The sequence below is a fragment of the Streptomyces sp. EDA2-14 genome, assembly GCF_054963755.1.
Window position 1 is genome coordinate 207,496 of the sequence record NZ_JBUEGE010000015.1, and the last position, 15,740, is coordinate 223,235.

Genomic DNA, 15,740 nt, shown 5'->3' on the forward strand with positions numbered 1-15,740 from the left:
CGTCCGGGAGCCGCACACGACAAAGGGCGCCCCCCTCAAGGGGGTGCCCTTTGTCATGCGCTCAGGCGGTGCGGTGTCAGTCGCGCTCGCCGCCGCCCAGGTGGTGCACCCGGACCATGTTGGTGGTGCCGGGGACGCCGGGGGGCGAGCCGGCGGTGATGACCACGGTGTCGCCGTCGTCGAAGCGGGCCAGCTTCACCAGCTCGGCGTCGACCAGGTCGACCATGCCGTCGGTGTTGTCCACGTGCGGCACGACGTGCGACTCGACGCCCCAGCTCAGCGAGAGCTGGTTGCGGGTCTCCTCGTCCGTGGTGAACGCCAGGATCGGCTGGGCGGCGCGGTAGCGGGACAGGCGGCGGGCCGTGTCACCGGACTTGGTGAAGGCGACCAGCGCCTTGCCGTCCAGGAAGTCCGCGATCTCGCACGCGGCACGGGCCACCGAGCCGCCCTGCGTACGCGGCTTCTTGCCGGGCACGAGCGGCTGCAGGCCCTTGGAGAGCAGCTCCTCCTCGGCCGCCTTGACGATCTTCGACATCGTCTTGACGGTCTCGATCGGGTACGCGCCGACCGAGGACTCGGCCGACAGCATGACCGCGTCCGCGCCGTCCAGGATCGCGTTCGCGACGTCGGAGGCCTCGGCGCGCGTCGGGCGCGAGTTAGTGATCATCGACTCCATCATCTGGGTCGCGACGATCACCGGCTTGGCGTTGCGGCGGCACATCTCCACGAGGCGCTTCTGCACCATCGGGACCTTCTCGAGCGGGTACTCGACGGCCAGGTCACCACGGGCGACCATGATCCAGTCGAACGCCGCGACGACGCCCTCCATGTTCTCGACGGCCTGCGGCTTCTCGACCTTGGCGCCGACGGGGACGCGGCGTCCCTCCTCGTCCATGATCTTGTGGACGTCCTTGACGTCGTTGGCGTCGCGCACGAAGGACAGGGCGACCATGTCGCAGCCCATCCGCAGGGCGAAGCGCAGGTCCTCGATGTCCTTCTCGGACAGGGCCGGGACGTTCACCGCCGCGCCGGGCAGGTTGATGCCCTTGTGGTCGGAGATGACACCGCCCTCGACGACGATCGTCTTCACGCGCGGGCCGTCGACCTCGACGACGCGGAGTTCGACGTTGCCGTCGTTGATCAGGACCTGGTCGCCCTTGGAGACGTCGCCGGGCAGCCCCTTGTAGGTGGTGCCGCAGATCGACTTGTCGCCGGGCACGTCCTCGGTGGTGATGGTGAACTCGTCACCGCGCACCAGCTCGACGGGTCCCTCGGCGAAGGTCTCCAGGCGGATCTTCGGGCCCTGGAGGTCGGCGAGCACACCCACGGCGCGGCCCGTCTTCTTGGCGGCGGCGCGAACACGGTCGTAGCGACCCTGGTGCTCGGCGTGGGTGCCGTGGCTGAAGTTGAAGCGGGCCACATTCATGCCGGCCTCGATCAGCGAGACGAGCTGCTCTTCGGAGTCGACGGCTGGGCCCAGCGTGCAGACGATTTTGGAACGGCGCATGGGGGCGATCCTATCGGTTTGTTTCGCTACGGAATATTCCGTCTGGTGGAATCTACAAATGGGCGGGTGGGCGCTCAGTCGTTGCGGTTCTGTACCAGGGCGTAGGTCTGCTGCGCGATCTCCAGCTCCTCGTCGGTCGGCACCACGGCCACGGCCACGCGGGCGTATTCGGGGGAGATGAGCCGAGGTTCGTCGGAACGTACGGAATTGAGCTCTCCGTCGACCGCGAGGCCCAGCTCCTCCAGGCCCGCCACAGCAGCCTCGCGCACCGGCGCCGCGTTCTCGCCGACCCCGGCCGTGAACGCGATCGCGTCCACCCGGCCGAGCACCGCGTAGTAGGCGCCGATGTACTTCTTCAGGCGGTGCACGTAGATGTCGAAGGCGAGCCTGGCCTCCTGGTCGCCCTCGTCGATACGACGGCGGATCTCCCGCATGTCGTTGTCGCCGCACAGCCCGATCAGGCCCGACTTCTTGTTGAGCAGATCGTCGATCTCGTCCGCCGACATCTTGCCCACCCGCATCAGATGGAAGATGACGGCCGGATCGACGTCTCCTGAACGCGTACCCATCACGAGCCCCTCAAGCGGGGTCAGGCCCATCGACGTCTCCACGCAGATCCCGGCGCGGACCGCCGACGCGGAGGCGCCGTTGCCCAGGTGCAGCACGATGACGTTGACGTCCTCCGGCCGCTTGCCGAGAAGTGCGGCGGTCTTGCGGGAGACGTACGCGTGCGAGGTGCCGTGGAAGCCGTAGCGCCGCACCCGGTGCTCGTCGGCGGTCTTCACGTCGATCGCGTAGCGCGCGGCCGACTCCGGCATCGACGTGTGGAACGCCGTGTCGAAGACGGCGACCTGCGGCAGGTCAGGACGGAGCGTCTGGGCCGTGCGGATGCCGGTCAGGTTCGCCGGGTTGTGCAGCGGCGCCACCGGGATGAGCCGCTCGACCTCCTTGAGCACCGCGTCGTCGACCACGGTCGGCTGCGTGAACAGCTTGCCGCCGTGCACCACGCGGTGACCGATCGCGGCCAGCTCGGGGGAGTCCAGGCCGAGCCCGTCCTCGGTCAGCTCCGCGGCGACCGCCTTCAGCGCCTCTTCGTGGTCGGCGATCGGCCGGTTCTGCTCACGGGTCGCGCCGCCCGTGGCCAGCGGCGTGTGCTTGAGGCGGGAGGTCTCCTCGCCGATCCGCTCGACCAGGCCCACGGCGAGGCGGGAGTGGTCCGCCATGTCGAGGAGCTGGTACTTCACCGACGAGGAGCCGGAGTTGAGGACGAGGATTCGAGTCGCTGTCACGGGTACTGCTTTCGGTGGTGGTGGGGGTCAGCTGGCGGGGGTCTGGGCCTGGATCGCCGTGATGACGACCGTGTTCACGATGTCCTGCACGAGCGCGCCGCGCGACAGGTCGTTGACCGGCTTGCGCAGGCCCTGGAGGACCGGGCCGACGGCGATCGCGCCGGCCGAGCGCTGCACGGCCTTGTACGTGTTGTTGCCGGTGTTGAGGTCCGGGAAGATCAGCACGCTCGCCTGACCGGCGACCTCGGACTCGGGCAGCTTGGTCGCCGCGACGGTCGGCTCGACCGCGGCGTCGTACTGGATCGGCCCCTCGATCTTCAGGTCGGGGCGGGCCGCCTTGACGATCTCCGTGGCCTCGCGGACCTTGTCGACGTCGGCGCCCGAGCCGGAGGTGCCGGTGGAGTACGACAGCATCGCGATCCGCGGGTCGACGCCGAACTGCGAGGCGGTACCGGCGGACTGCGTGGCGATGTCGGCGAGCTGCTGGGCGTTCGGATCCGGGTTCACGGCGCAGTCGCCGTAGACGAGGACCTTGTCGGCCAGGCACATGAAGAAGACCGAGGAGACGATCGCGGCGTCCGGCTTGGTCTTGATGATCTCGAAGGCGGGCCGGATGGTCGCGGCCGTGGAGTGCACGGACCCCGACACCATGCCGTCGGCGAGCCCCTCCTGGACCATCAGCGTGCCGAAGTAGTTCACGTCGGCGACCACGTCGTGGGCCAGCTCCGGGGTGACGCCCTTGTGGGCGCGCAGCGCCGCGTACGCGTCGGCGAACCGTTCCCGCAGTGCCGAGGTCTGCGGGTCGACGATGTCGCTGTCGGCGAGGTCGACGCCGAGGTCGGCGGCCTTCTTGCGGATCTGCTCGACCGGGCCGAGCAGGGTCAGGTCGCAGACGCCGCGGCGCAGCAGCACGTCCGCGGCCCGCAGCACGCGCTCCTCGGTGCCCTCGGGCAGCACGACGCGCCGCTTGTCCGAGCGGGCCTGCTCCAGGAGCTTGTGCTCGAACATCATCGGCGTGAGCCGGTCGGAGGACGGCGCCTGGATGGTCCGCAGCAGGCCGGCCGTGTCGACGTACTTCTCGAAGAGGCCGAGGGCGGTCTCCGCCTTGCGCGGCGTCGCGGCGTTCAACTTGCCTTCCATGGCGAAGAGTTCGGCCGCCGTGGGGAAGGAGCCGCCGGTCACCGCGATGACCGGGGTGCCGGGCGCGAGGCGCTCGGCGAGCTTGAGGATCGCCTCGCCGGGCCGCTCGTTCAGGGTCAGGATCACGCCCGCGATCGGCGGGGTGCCGGCGCTGTGCGCGGCGAGCGCGCCGACGACCAGGTCCGCGCGGTCGCCGGGGGTGACGACCATGCAGCCGGGGGTCAGGGCGTTGAGGAAGTTCGGCAGCATGGCGCCGCCGAAGACGAAGTCGAGCGCGTCGCGGGCGAGGCCCGAGTCGTCGCCGAGCAGCACCTTGCCGCCCAGCGCGTGGGTGATCTGGGCGACGGTCGGCGCGGCGAGCGCGGGCTCGTCCGGCAGGACGTAGCTCGGTACGGGCAGGCTGCTGGCGAGCCGCTCCGCGATGCCTTCGCGGTCGGCGGGGGCGACCCGGTTGACGACCATGGCGAGGACGTCGCAGCCGAGGCCGTCGTAGGCGCGGTAGGCGTTGCGGGCCTCGGCGCGCACCGACTCGGCGGTCTGCCTCCGGCCACCGACGACCGGGATCACGGAGGCACCGAACTCGTTGGCGAGGCGGGCGTTGATCGCGAGCTCGTCCGGCAGCTGGGTGTCGGCGTAGTCGCTGCCGAGGACGAGCACGACGTCGTACTCGCGGGCCACCTGGTGGAACCGGTCGACGAGGCGCGAGACCAGCTCGTCGGTGCCCTGCTCGGCCTGGATCGCGGAGGCCTCGTGGTAGTCGAGCCCGAACACCGTCGCGGGGTCCTGGCCCAGGCGGTAGCGCGACCGCAGCAGATCGAAGAGCCGGTCGGGGCCGTCGTGGACGAGCGGCCGGAAGACGCCCACCCGGTCGACCTGACGGGTCAGGAGCTCCATGACCCCCAGCTCCACGACCTGGCGGCCGTCGCCGCGATCGATCCCGGTCACGTACACGCTGCGCGTCACGCGTGCTCTCCGTTTCCCTCGTGGTTCTACGCGTCATGGTCCTACGCGTTCCAACCCGGCGTTTCCGGGTTGATTCGGTCTCTTTCGGGTCAAAAAAAGGCGCGCAATGGAAGCCGTGCCCTCTTGACAATACCTCCGGCGGTGGCTAGGTCGCCCGCCGGACGGAAGGCCTCTTTCCTTGGGACCAAGTGCCCACGCAGCCCCTTCCGAAGCTCCCTGCGCAGCCGCGAGCGAGCGCGGCGGCCCGGCGGGCGTGGAACAATCGACATCGCTCACCGACGTACCAGTAGCGAGCAGGAGACACAGCACGATGCGTATCGGAGTTCTCACCGCAGGCGGCGACTGCCCTGGCCTGAACGCCGTGATCCGGTCGGTCGTGCACCGCGCCGTCACGCACTACGGCGACGAGGTGCTCGGTTTCGAGGACGGCTACGCGGGGCTGCTCGACGGGCGCTACCAGCCCCTCGATCTGAACGCGGTCAGCGGCATCCTCGCCCGCGGCGGCACCATCCTCGGCTCGTCCCGCCTGGAGCGCGACCGCTTCCGCGCGGCCTGCGAGAACGCGAAGCAGCTCGCCGAGGAGATCGGCTTCGACGCCCTCGTCCCGATCGGCGGCGAGGGCACGCTCACGGCGGCCCGGATGCTGTCCGACGCGGGCCTGCCGGTCGTCGGCGTGCCGAAGACGATCGACAACGACATCTCCTCCACCGACCGCACCTTCGGCTTCGACACCGCCGTCGGCGTCGCCACCGAGGCGATCGACCGGCTCAAGACGACCGCCGAGTCCCACCAGCGGGTGATGGTCGTCGAGGTCATGGGCCGGCACGCGGGCTGGATCGCCCTGGAGTCCGGCATGGCGGGCGGCGCCCACGGCATCTGCCTGCCCGAGCGGCCCTTCGACCCGTCCGACCTGGTCAAGATGGTCGAGGAGCGCTTCTCCCGCGGCAAGAAGTTCGCCGTCGTCTGCGTCGCCGAGGGCGCCCACCCCGCCACGGGCACCATGGACTACGGCACCGGCGAGATCGACCAGTTCGGCCACGAGCGCTTCCAGGGCATCGGCACCGCCCTCGCCTACGAGCTGGAGCGCCGCCTCGGCAAGGAGGCCCGCCCGGTCATCCTCGGTCACGTCCAGCGCGGCGGCACGCCCACCGCGTACGACCGCGTGCTCGCGACCCGGTTCGGCTGGCACGCTGTGGAGGCCGTGCACCGCGGCGAGTTCGGCAAGATGACCTCGCTGAAGGGCACCGACATCACGATGGTGCCGCTCGCGGAGGCGGTCACCGAGCTGAAGACGGTCCCGAAGGACCGGATGGACGAGGCCGAGTCGGTCTTCTAGGCCGAGCGCCGCACGCGGGTCACGGATGGCGGATCCTGGACCAGAACTCGTCCAGGATCCGCTCCAGGAACTGCCGCCCCGCGTCCCCGGCCCCGGGCGACGTGCCACCGCCCCAGCTCAGCGTGGCCGCCATCAACGCCTGGTACTCCAGGTGCATTTCGTGCAGGACGTCCTCCAGCTCGCGGCGCGGCACCGGCACCAGCCGGGCGATCGGCCGCACGGACCCCTGCCAGCGGGTGCGCGCCGCGTCCCGCAGCAGCTCCGTGAGCTGCGCGTCCCGGCCGGTCACCGTCGCGAGCGCCCGCGGGGTGAGCCGCAGCGTCTCGGCGAGCGCGGTCGCCTGCCGGTCGTTGCCCTGCCAGTCGCCCGTCTCCTCCGTCCGCAGATACGAGTGGATCTCCATGCCGACGGCGCGGGCCACGTCCTCCGGGGCGAGCCCCAGCGTCAGCCGGTACTCGCGCAGGGTACGCGGCTCGCCGATGAGTTCGCTCTGCGAGCACCACAGCGCGCCCGCGAGCGCCGCGAGTTCCCCGGCGGTCGGCGACGCCTCGCCGCGCTCCCAGGCGACGACGAGGTCCGGGGTGATGTACGCGAGCCCGTACGAGGCACGCATGCCGTACGCGACATGCCCCGGCGCCATGCCGAGCGCTTCGCGCAGGCGGCGGGCGGCGGGGGCGTTGAACGGCGGGGTGGGCTGGTTCGGCATGGCCTCGTGGTGCACGGGCACAAAGTAGGGGGTCACGGGGCGTTTGGCTACGGTCTGTGCGTCCTACGTGACAAGTTGGTGTCTGTTGACGGAACTTGTGGTGTGCCGCGCTCATGCACAACGACGAGATCACTCAGCCCTTCACCGCGCCGCCCAGGGCGAAACCGCCGCCGAAGCGCCGCGAGACCAGCACGTACAGCAGGACCACGGGCGTCGAGTAGATGATCGAGAACGCGGCGAGCTGCCCGTACACGACGGTGCCCCGGTTGCCGAAGAAGTCGTTGATGCTGACCGAGGCCGGCATCTGGTCGGGGGAGAGCAGCAGCATGAACGGGACGAAGAAGTTCCCCCACATCATCGCGAACGAGTAGACGGTGACGACGGCGACGCCGGGCCCCATCAGCGGCAGCACGATGCGCAGCAGTCCCTGGAAGGTGTTCGCCCCGTCCGTCCACGCCGCCTCCTCCAGGTCCTTCGGCACGCCGTCCATGAAGTTCTTCATCAGCCATACAGCGAAGGGGAGTTGGGACGCGGCGAAGAAGTAGATCGTGCCCGACATGGTGTCGATCAGGTTCACCTGCACGAACAGCGCGTACACCGGGACCATCACCGCGGTGATCGGCAGGCAGGTCGCGAACAGCGTCGTCGTGAGGAACGGGGTGTTCAGGCGCGAGCGGTAGCGCGAGAGCGGATACGCGGCGAGCGCCGCGGAAGCGACCGTGAGGGCCGTCGCGCCGCCGCACAGGATCAGCGAGTTGAGCAGCGGCGTGAAGGTGACATCGGGCTTCAGGACGTCGTCGAAATTGCCGAACGTGAACCGCTCCGGCCACTTCACCCGCAGATTCGCCCCCGCGTCGACCGAGGACAGCACGACCCAGGCCAGCGGCAGCGCGAAGGCGAGCGCTACGAGGACGAGCGCCGCGTCCGCCGTCAGCCGTCTACGGATACGGGTCTTCACTCAGGCCTCCGTACGCAGCAGACGCATGTAGACCAGCGAGAACAGGGAGCCGACGACGAGCAGCAGCAGGGCGACCGCGGTGCCGTAGCCGATCATGGACTTCTGTAAGGCCTGCTCGTACATGAACAGGGGGAGGGTCTGGCTGTGGTTGCCGGGCCCGCCGCGGGTCATCACCCAGATCAGCCCGAAGACCGACAGGGTCTGAAGAGTGTTCAGCATCAGGTTCGTGCCGATGGAGCGGCGGATCATCGGCAGCGTGATGTGCCACAGCCGCTGCCAGGCGTTCGCGCCGTCCACCTCCGCCGACTCGGTGACCTCCGTGGGGATATCGCCGAGCGCCGCCGAGTACACCAGCATCGAGAAAGCGGTGCCGCGCCACACGTTCGCGAACGACACGGCCAGGATCGGCAGCGTGAACAGCCAGTTCTGGCCGGGCAGTTGCAGCCAGTCGAGGATCGCGTTGAGAGTGCCCTCACGGCGGAAGAAGGCGTACAGCAGGAATCCGGCGACGACCTCGGGCAGCACCCACGCCGTCACCACGACCGCCCCGGTGACGCTCCTGACGGGCTTCGACGCGCGCTGCATCAGCGCCGCGAGGGCGAGCCCCAGTGTGTTCTGGCCGACGATCGACGACAGGAACGTGAAGACCAGCGTCAGCCAGACGGCGTTCAGGAACGCGTCGTCCTTGAACGCCGCCGTGAAGTTGTCGAAGCCGACGAAGGACGACTCCGCCTGCCCGGTCAGCTGCAGGTCGGTGAAGGCGATGTAGGCGCAGTACGCGATCGGCCCCGCGAGGAAGAGCGCCATGATGACAGTCGCGGGGGCGATCGGTACGAGCCGGAACACGGTTCTGCGACGCGTCATGACGACGCTGCTCTCTCGCTCAACTCCGCCCCCTTCAAGGCTTCTTGACGACCTTGCCGTCCGCCGCCGCCTTCACCTGCTCGTCGTACGCGGACGCCGCCTTCTCGACCGAGGCGTCCCCCGTCGTCACCGACTCCATCGCCTCCTGGACCGCCGTGGAGACCTTCGGGTACGCGGGGTAGGCCGGGCGGTAGTGGGTGCTCGCCACGAGGTCCGTGAAGAACTTGATGCCGGGCTGCGCCTTCACGTACGCGGGGTCGGCGGCCACGTCCTTGCGGACCGCGATGCCGGAGTTGGCGATGTACCAGCGCTGCGCGTTCTGCTTGGTCTGCATCGTCCTGACGAAGTCGAAGGCGAGGTCGGGATTGGCGGACTTGGCGGGGATCGCCCAGGTCCAGCCGCCGGACATGGAGACCTTGCCGGGCGCCTGGCCCGTTTGCGTCGGCATGTGGGCGAGGCCCAGCTTCTTCGACCACTCGGGCCACTCGTGACCGCTGCCCTTGATCCAGTCCTGCGGCAGCCAGGAGCCGTCGAGGTTGATGCCGAGCCTGCCCTCGGGCAGCAGCTCACCGCGCACCTGCGTGGGGAAGTTCGGGTCGAGGGCGTCGGAGGTGTCGGGGCCGAGCTTCTCCTTGTAGACGGTCTCCACGAACCTCAGGCTGTCCTTGAACGCCTTCGAGCCCGTGACCCACTTGTTCGTGGCCTTGTCGTAGAGCGGGTCCGCGCTCCCGGAACCGGTCCCGTACAGGAGCATCTGGAAGCCCTGCATCGTGGAGGCCTCACCGGCCGGCTTTCCGGTGTAGACGTTCAGCGGGGTGACGCCGGGGACCTTCCGCTTGATGGTGCGGGCCGTGTCCAGGACCTCGTCCCAGTTCTTCGGCTGCCAGGGCAGCTGGACGCCGGCCTTCCGCAGGATCGCCTTGTCGTACCAGAGGCCGCGGGTGTCGGTGCCGTCCGGGACGCCGTACGTCTTCCCGTCGCGCGCCTTCGCCGCGGTCTTCGCCGTGCCGATGAACTGGTCCCAGTCCGACCACTTGTCCAGGTACGGGTCGAGGGGCTTGAGATAGCCGCTGGCGATGTCGGAGTTGATGAGGAAGGTGTCCTCGTAGACGAGGTCGGGGGCGGTCCTGGGGGAGCGCAGCATCTGCTGGAGCTTCGTGTAGTACTCCGCGTCCGGCGCCTTGATCGGGACGAACTCCACCTTCTTGCCGGGGTTCGCCTTCTCGAACTGCTTCTTCATTGCGGCCAGGTAGGTGTCCATGACCTTGACCTTGTTGTCCGTGGACTGCTTGAAGGAGACCTTGATGGTGTCCGAGTCGCTTCCTGAGCCGCCGCCGCAGGCGGTCAGCGTCGCGGCGGCCAGCAGGACGGTGGCGGTGAGGATCGGGGCGGTGGGGCGCACGGGCACGACCTCCTACGGAGCATCGCGGGCTTCGTTGCCTCGCGTGGCTGCCCGTGAACGTAAGGGCGGTACCGGACAGGGTCAATGGGGTGTGCAGGTTAGGTTAGGCTAAGCTAAGTTGGTCTTCGGGTGGCGTCACAACGCCCCCGTCCGCAAAGGAGATTGACGCAGCATGCCTCGAATCACCCCCCGGATCCGCCGTTCCGCCGCCGTCGCCGTGGCCCTCGTCGCGGGCGCCTCCGCGGCGCAGACCGGCACCGCCGCGGCCGCCACCGCCGATTCCGCTCCCGTCGCCAAAGGGCTCTACCAGTCGGCGTACTCGGAGCGGAACCACGCCCTGTGGACCACGTCGTCGGTGGGCCGTCCCCCGGTGACCGGCTCCGCGCTCACCAAGCTCGACCCGGTCACGCTCAAGGTCGAGGCGACGTACACCCCGCCGGTCACCGACGCCTCCACCGGAGCCGTCGAGGCGGTCTACGGCATCGCGGTCGACGACGAGCACAACACCGTGTGGGTCACCAACACCCGCGACAACTCGGTCGCCGTCTACAGCCAGCGCACCGGCGCCCACCTCGCCACGCTGCCGAACGTCGCGCACGCCCGCGAGATCGTGGTGGACGAGCGGCACGACACCGTGTGGGCGAGCGGCTTCGGCGACGGCAGCGTCGTGGGCTTCGACAGCCGCACGTTCACCGAGAAGAAGCGCGTCACCGTCGAAGGAGCGGGCCCCACCGGCCTCGCCGTCGACGAACGCACCGGCACGGTCTACGCCGCCGACCTCACCAACGACCAACTGATCCAGGTCACCCGGAAGTCCACGAAGCCGCGCCTCGTCCCGACCGGCGACGGCCCCCTGTCCGTCGCCCTCTCCAAGAACGGCCGCACCGCCTACACCGCCGACAACACCGCGGGCACCGTCTCCGTCGTCGACCTCGACAAGGGCCTCGTCACCAAATCCGTACCGACCGGCGGGGGACCCCTGTCCGTGGCCACCGACAACCGGTCCGGCGACGTCGTCGCGGTCAACCGCACCGACGCGACCGCCACCGTCGTCGACCCGCGCAAGGGCTCCGTCGTCAAAACGGTGAGCACGGGCGCCAACCCCAACCACGTCGAGATCGCGCGCGGCACCGCGTACGTCGTCGACAAGTCCGGCACGGGCCCCGCGGGCGAGGACACGCTGACCCGCTTCCGGGTCCGCTAGGACGGCGGGCCGGCTACTTCCAGGTGTAGATCAGCTCCGGGCGGCCCACCTGCCCGTACTGCGGACTGCGCACGGCCCGACCGGAGTCGACCAGATGCTCCAGGTACCGGCGGGCCGTGATCCGCGAGATCCCCACCACCTCCGCCGCCGACGCCGCCGTCATCCCCTCGGGCACGGCCTCCCGCAGCGTGTGCGTGACCCGCTCCAGGGTCGGCGCGCTCAGCCCCTTGGGCAGCGCGGCCGGCGCGGGCGAACGCAGCGTGGCGATCGCCCGGTCGACCTCGTCCTGCCCCGACGCCTCGCCGGTCGTCGCGCGGTACTCGGCGTAGCGCACGAGCCGGTCCCGCAGCGTCGCGAACGTGAACGGCTTCAGGACGTACTGCACGACCCCGAGCGACACGCCCTCGCGGACCACCGCCAGATCGCGGGCGGACGTCACCGCCACGACGTCCGCCTGATGCCCGGCGGCGCGCAGCGTGCGGGCGAGCGTGAGCCCGTGGCCGTCCGGCAGGTGCAGGTCGAGCAGGAGCAGGTCCACGGGGGTGCGGTCCAGGAACCGCCTGGCCTGCGCCGCCGAGTGCACCTTGCCCACGGCGGTGAAACCGGGAACCCGGCCGACGTACAGCGCGTGCGCGTCCGCGGCGACGGGGTCGTCCTCGACGACGAGGACCCGGATGGTGCGGTCGAGCTCACTCATGGGGTTCCTCTTCCTGCGGTTCCGGCCGTGTCGGCACTCTCGGCCCCGCCGGAGTCTGCCCTATCGGCCTCGCCGGCGATCGAGGCGCGGGGTCCGGGGCAGAGCCCCGCGGCCGTAACCCCCTCCGGGGCCGAGCACTCGGGGCTCCGCCCCGGACCCCGCTGCTCAATCGCCGCAGGGGCTTGATCGGCAAGTGGCACCCGCACCGTGAACTCCGCGCCGCCCTCCGGCGCGCGGCCCAGATCCAGCACCCCACCACACCGTGTCAACGCCTGCCGCACCAACGCCAGACCGAGCCCACGCCCACCCGCCCCCGACGGCTTCGTCGACCAGCCGCGGTCGAAGACGGAGTCGGCGTGCGCCGGATCGACCCCCGGTCCGGTGTCCGAGACCCGCAACAACAGGACGTCGTCATCGGTCCGCGCGGTCACCGTGACCCTCGCCCCGGGCGACCCCTGCGCCGCGTCGACCGCATTGTCGACGAGATTGCCGAGCACGGTGACCAGGTCACGCGCGGGCAGCGCCTGCGGCAGCAGACCGTCGTCGATCCGCGTGTCGGCCGACACCACCAGCTCCACACCGTGCTCATTGGCCTGCGCCGCCTTGCCCAGCAGCAGCGCGGCCAGCACCGGCTCGGCCACCGCACCCACGACCTGATCGGTCAGCGCCTGCGCCAGCTCCAGCTCGGCGGTCGCGAACTCCACGGCCTCGTCCGCCCGCCCCAGCTCGATCAGCGAGACGACCGTGTGCAGCCGGTTCGCCGCCTCGTGCGCCTGCGACCTGAGCGCCCGCGTGAACCCCCGCTCGGAGTCCAGCTCACCCATCACCGCCTGCAACTCGGTGTGATCGCGCAACGTCACGACCGTGCCGCGCCGCTCACCGCTCGCCACCGGCGACGTATTGACCACCACGACCCGGTCGGCCGTCAGATGTACCTCGTCGACCCGCGGCTCGGCGGCCAGCAGCGCACCGGTCAGCGGCGCGGGCAGCCCGAGCTCGGCGACCGACCGCCCCACCACGGCGTCCCCCTCTTCCACGCCGAGCAGCACCCGCGCCCCGTCGTTGATGAGCGCGACCCGCCGCTGCCCGTCCAGCATCACGAGCCCCTCGCGCACGGCGTGCAGCGCGGCCTGGTGATAGGCGTGCATCCGGCTCAGCTCGGTCGCATTCATCCCGTGCGTGTGCCGACGCAGCCGGGCGTTGATGACGTACGTACCGATGCCGCCCAGCACCAGCGCGGCGAGCGCGACGCCCGCCACGGCGAGCACCTGCCCCTGCGCCTGCGCGGTGATCACGTCGATCGTGATCCCGGCACTGACGAGCCCGACGACCCGGTGCCGCCCCTCGTCGTAGATCGGCGTGACCACCCGCACCGAGGCCCCGAGCGTCCCCGTGTACGTCTCCGAGAACGTGTGCCCCTTCAACGCGGGCCCGATGTGCCCGAGGTAGCGCTCCCCTATCTCCCGCTCGTCCGGATGCGTCCACCGGATCCCGCGCGGATCCATGATCGTCACGAAGTCGACGCCCGTGTGCTTCTGCACCTCACGCGCGTACGGCTGCAACAGCGCGGTCTGATCCCGGGCCCCCGAGGCCGCCTCGCGCACGGACCGCGCGTCGGCGACCGCCCGCGCCGTGGCCGTGGCCTGCCGCCGCGCACTGTTCTCCGCCTGCCCCCGGTCACTGACGTACGTGAAGAGGGCGCACCCCGCCACCACGACGGCCACCAGCACGACCTGCATCGCGAAGAGCTGGCCCGCCAGGCTGCGGGGACGGGGGAGACGCATGCGGAACAGTCTGCCTCTTCGTATAAGCGCGAACTAAATGAACGGAAGGGTGACGGTCCTCACCGGGGAGAGAGATAGTCGCCAGGATTCGCAGGACGTGAGCCGCACGACCTGGTACGCCGACGTCGTCGTCAGGAGGAACCGTGGCCGACACAGAGACCGCAGGGCCAGCCGCACCAGCGAAGCGGGACCGCACCCACTATCTCTACATCGCCGTGATCGTGGCCGTGCTGCTCGGCATCGCCGTCGGCTTCATTGCGCCCGACTTCGCCAAGGAACTCAAGCCCATCGGCACGGGCTTCGTGAACCTGATCAAGATGATGATCTCGCCCATCATCTTCTGCACGATCGTCCTGGGCGTCGGCTCCGTCCGGAAGGCCGCGAAGATCGGCAAGGTCGGCGGCCTCGCCCTCGGCTACTTCATGGTGATGTCGGTCGTGGCCCTCGCCATCGGCCTGCTCGTCGGCAACTTCCTGCACCCCGGCGACGGCATGCACCTCACCGAGGCGGTGAAGGGCGCCGGCCACACCGCGGCCGAAGAGGCCAACGAAGGCCCCGTCGACTTCATCCTCGGCATCATCCCGACCACCATGGTCTCCGCCTTCACCGGCGACTCGGTCCTCCAGACTCTGCTGATCGCGCTGCTCGTCGGCTTCGCCCTGCAGGCCATGGGCCGCTCCGGCGAGCCGATCCTGCGCGGCGTCGAGCACATCCAGAAGCTCGTCTTCCGGGTCCTCGGCATGATCATGTGGGCCGCCCCGGTCGGCGCGTTCGGCGCGATGGCGGCGGTGATCGGCGAAACGGGCCTCGACGCGCTCAAGGCTCTGCTCACGATCATGGTCGGCTTCTACGTCACGTGCGCCCTGTTCGTCGGCATCGTGCTGGCCGTGATCATGCGCCTGGTGACGGGCTTCAACATCTTCATGCTGCTGAAGTACCTCGGCCGGGAGTTCCTGCTGATCCTCTCGACCTCCTCCTCGGAGTCGGCGCTGCCGCGTCTGATCGCGAAGATGGAGCACCTGGGAGTCAGCCGACCGGTCGTCGGCATCACCGTCCCGACCGGTTACTCCTTCAACCTCGACGGCACCATGATCTACCTGACCATGGCGTCCATCTTCATCTCCGACGCCCTGGACCAGACGATGTCCGTCGGCGAGCAGATCGGTCTGCTCCTCTTCATGATGATCGCGTCGAAGGGCGCCGCGGGCGTCTCCGGCTCCGGCATCGCCGTTCTCGCGTCGGGCCTCCAGTCCCACAAGCCGGGCCTGGTCGACGGCGTCGGCCTGATCATCGGCATCGACCGCTTCATGAGCGAGGCCCGCGCTCTCACCAACTTCGCGGGCAACGCCGTGGCCACGCTGCTCATCGGCACGTGGACCGGTGAGGTCGACCGGGACCGGGTGAAGCGGGTCCTCGCCGGCGAGCTGCCCTTCGACGAGCGCACACTGCTCGACTCCGCGGGCTCCCAGTCCGACTCGGACCCGGACGTCCCGGAGCCGCGTGACGGCGGTACGAAGGAGCCGGTCGGGGCCTGACCCCTCAGCGGCTTCCGTGGGCGGGGCCCGGTGCGATGCGTCGCACCGGGCCCCGCTTTTGTGCCGCGGGGGCTGGTGGCGTAGAGTCCTGCGAGTTGCCCACAGGGCGGCACCCCCAACCACTCGCACGATCTCCCGGCCGGGATTCTATTCGGCATGCCCGAATTCAATTCCGAACCCCCGATTAGCTCGGGGACGGGGAATCCGCTAAAGTTTGGGACGTCGGAACGGCCCAACAGCCGCGAGGACAAGCCCCTCTGACTGGGAATCAGGCCCGAAAGGATCTGATAGAGTCGGACTCGCCGGAAAGCCGAAAGGCCGGAAAGCGGAGCGGGACCGAGGAAATCGGCCGGGG

12 protein-coding genes are annotated in these 15,740 nt (G+C 69.8%); 3 read left to right on the forward strand and 9 right to left on the reverse strand.

The window, feature by feature from the left end; all coding sequences use genetic code 11:
• Positions 1-76 precede the first annotated feature (76 nt).
• The 3 genes from pyk to pta all read right to left on the reverse strand — a co-directional run bounded on the left by pyk (position 77) and on the right by pta (position 4,899).
• Positions 77-1,507 carry a pyruvate kinase gene (gene pyk, locus ACY34M_RS30005; protein WP_462721459.1) on the reverse strand — a complete coding sequence of 477 codons (1,431 nt, stop codon included), beginning with the start codon at positions 1,505-1,507 and terminating at the stop codon, positions 77-79.
• A gap of 74 nt (positions 1,508-1,581) precedes the next feature.
• On the reverse strand, positions 1,582-2,796 hold the full coding sequence (locus tag ACY34M_RS30010; protein WP_462721460.1) for an acetate kinase: 1,215 nt from the start codon (positions 2,794-2,796) through the stop codon (positions 1,582-1,584).
• Between the two features lie 27 nt (positions 2,797-2,823).
• Complete coding sequence (gene pta, locus ACY34M_RS30015; RefSeq protein WP_462721461.1) at positions 2,824-4,899, reverse strand: phosphate acetyltransferase; 2,076 nt, start codon at positions 4,897-4,899, stop codon at positions 2,824-2,826.
• A 310-nt stretch (positions 4,900-5,209) separates the two neighbouring features.
• Here pta and ACY34M_RS30020 point away from each other — a divergent pair, with 310 nt between their 5' ends.
• On the forward strand, positions 5,210-6,235 hold the full coding sequence (locus ACY34M_RS30020; RefSeq protein WP_462721462.1) for an ATP-dependent 6-phosphofructokinase: 1,026 nt from the start codon (positions 5,210-5,212) through the stop codon (positions 6,233-6,235).
• A 19-nt stretch (positions 6,236-6,254) separates the two neighbouring features.
• Here ACY34M_RS30020 and ACY34M_RS30025 read toward each other — a convergent pair whose 3' ends face one another.
• The 4 genes from ACY34M_RS30025 to ACY34M_RS30040 form a co-directional block, all read right to left on the reverse strand.
• A complete protein-coding gene (locus tag ACY34M_RS30025) occupies positions 6,255-6,941 on the reverse strand; it encodes a helix-turn-helix domain-containing protein (protein WP_462721480.1) in 687 nt (228 codons plus the stop codon).
• A 133-nt stretch (positions 6,942-7,074) separates the two neighbouring features.
• Positions 7,075-7,899 (reverse strand): carbohydrate ABC transporter permease, encoded by an 825-nt coding sequence (locus ACY34M_RS30030; RefSeq protein ID WP_462721463.1) that lies wholly within the window; start codon positions 7,897-7,899, stop codon positions 7,075-7,077.
• Positions 7,900-8,763, reverse strand: coding sequence for a carbohydrate ABC transporter permease (locus tag ACY34M_RS30035; protein WP_462721464.1), 864 nt, complete (start codon positions 8,761-8,763; stop codon positions 7,900-7,902).
• A gap of 34 nt (positions 8,764-8,797) precedes the next feature.
• Positions 8,798-10,165, reverse strand: a complete 1,368-nt coding sequence (locus tag ACY34M_RS30040; RefSeq protein ID WP_462721465.1) for an extracellular solute-binding protein — start codon at positions 10,163-10,165, stop codon at positions 8,798-8,800.
• A 172-nt stretch (positions 10,166-10,337) separates the two neighbouring features.
• Between ACY34M_RS30040 and ACY34M_RS30045 the strand changes: the two genes are divergently transcribed.
• Positions 10,338-11,369 carry a YncE family protein gene (locus ACY34M_RS30045; protein WP_462721466.1) on the forward strand — a complete coding sequence of 344 codons (1,032 nt, stop codon included), beginning with the start codon at positions 10,338-10,340 and terminating at the stop codon, positions 11,367-11,369.
• Between the two features lie 13 nt (positions 11,370-11,382).
• Here the strand turns inward: ACY34M_RS30045 and ACY34M_RS30050 are convergent, their stop codons facing one another.
• A complete protein-coding gene (locus ACY34M_RS30050; RefSeq protein WP_462721467.1) occupies positions 11,383-12,066 on the reverse strand; it encodes a response regulator in 684 nt (227 codons plus the stop codon).
• Positions 12,063-13,850 carry a sensor histidine kinase gene (locus ACY34M_RS30055; protein WP_462721468.1) on the reverse strand — a complete coding sequence of 596 codons (1,788 nt, stop codon included), beginning with the start codon at positions 13,848-13,850 and terminating at the stop codon, positions 12,063-12,065. The genes ACY34M_RS30050 and ACY34M_RS30055 overlap by 4 nt, the downstream gene beginning before the upstream one ends.
• Before the next feature lie 143 nt (positions 13,851-13,993).
• On the opposite strand from ACY34M_RS30055, the gene ACY34M_RS30060 reads away from it, so the two are divergent.
• Positions 13,994-15,385: a cation:dicarboxylate symporter family transporter gene (locus tag ACY34M_RS30060; RefSeq protein ID WP_462721469.1), complete on the forward strand. Its 1,392-nt coding sequence runs from the start codon at positions 13,994-13,996 to the stop codon at positions 15,383-15,385.
• Positions 15,386-15,740: the final 355 nt, after the last annotated feature.

Bases quoted from the DNA above. Each gene is read 5' to 3' on its own strand.
- ACY34M_RS30055 (WP_462721468.1), bottom strand. From the start codon at position 13,850: ATGCGTCTCCCCCGTCCCCGCAGCCTGGCGGGCCAGCTCTTCGCGATG.
- ACY34M_RS30045 (WP_462721466.1), top strand. From the start codon at position 10,338: ATGCCTCGAATCACCCCCCGGATCCGCCGTTCCGCCGCCGTCGCCGTG.
- ACY34M_RS30050 (WP_462721467.1), bottom strand. From the start codon at position 12,066: ATGAGTGAGCTCGACCGCACCATCCGGGTCCTCGTCGTCGAGGACGAC.
- pyk (WP_462721459.1), bottom strand. From the start codon at position 1,507: ATGCGCCGTTCCAAAATCGTCTGCACGCTGGGCCCAGCCGTCGACTCC.
- ACY34M_RS30035 (WP_462721464.1), bottom strand. From the start codon at position 8,763: ATGACGCGTCGCAGAACCGTGTTCCGGCTCGTACCGATCGCCCCCGCG.
- ACY34M_RS30020 (WP_462721462.1), top strand. From the start codon at position 5,210: ATGCGTATCGGAGTTCTCACCGCAGGCGGCGACTGCCCTGGCCTGAAC.
- ACY34M_RS30025 (WP_462721480.1), bottom strand. From the start codon at position 6,941: ATGCCGAACCAGCCCACCCCGCCGTTCAACGCCCCCGCCGCCCGCCGC.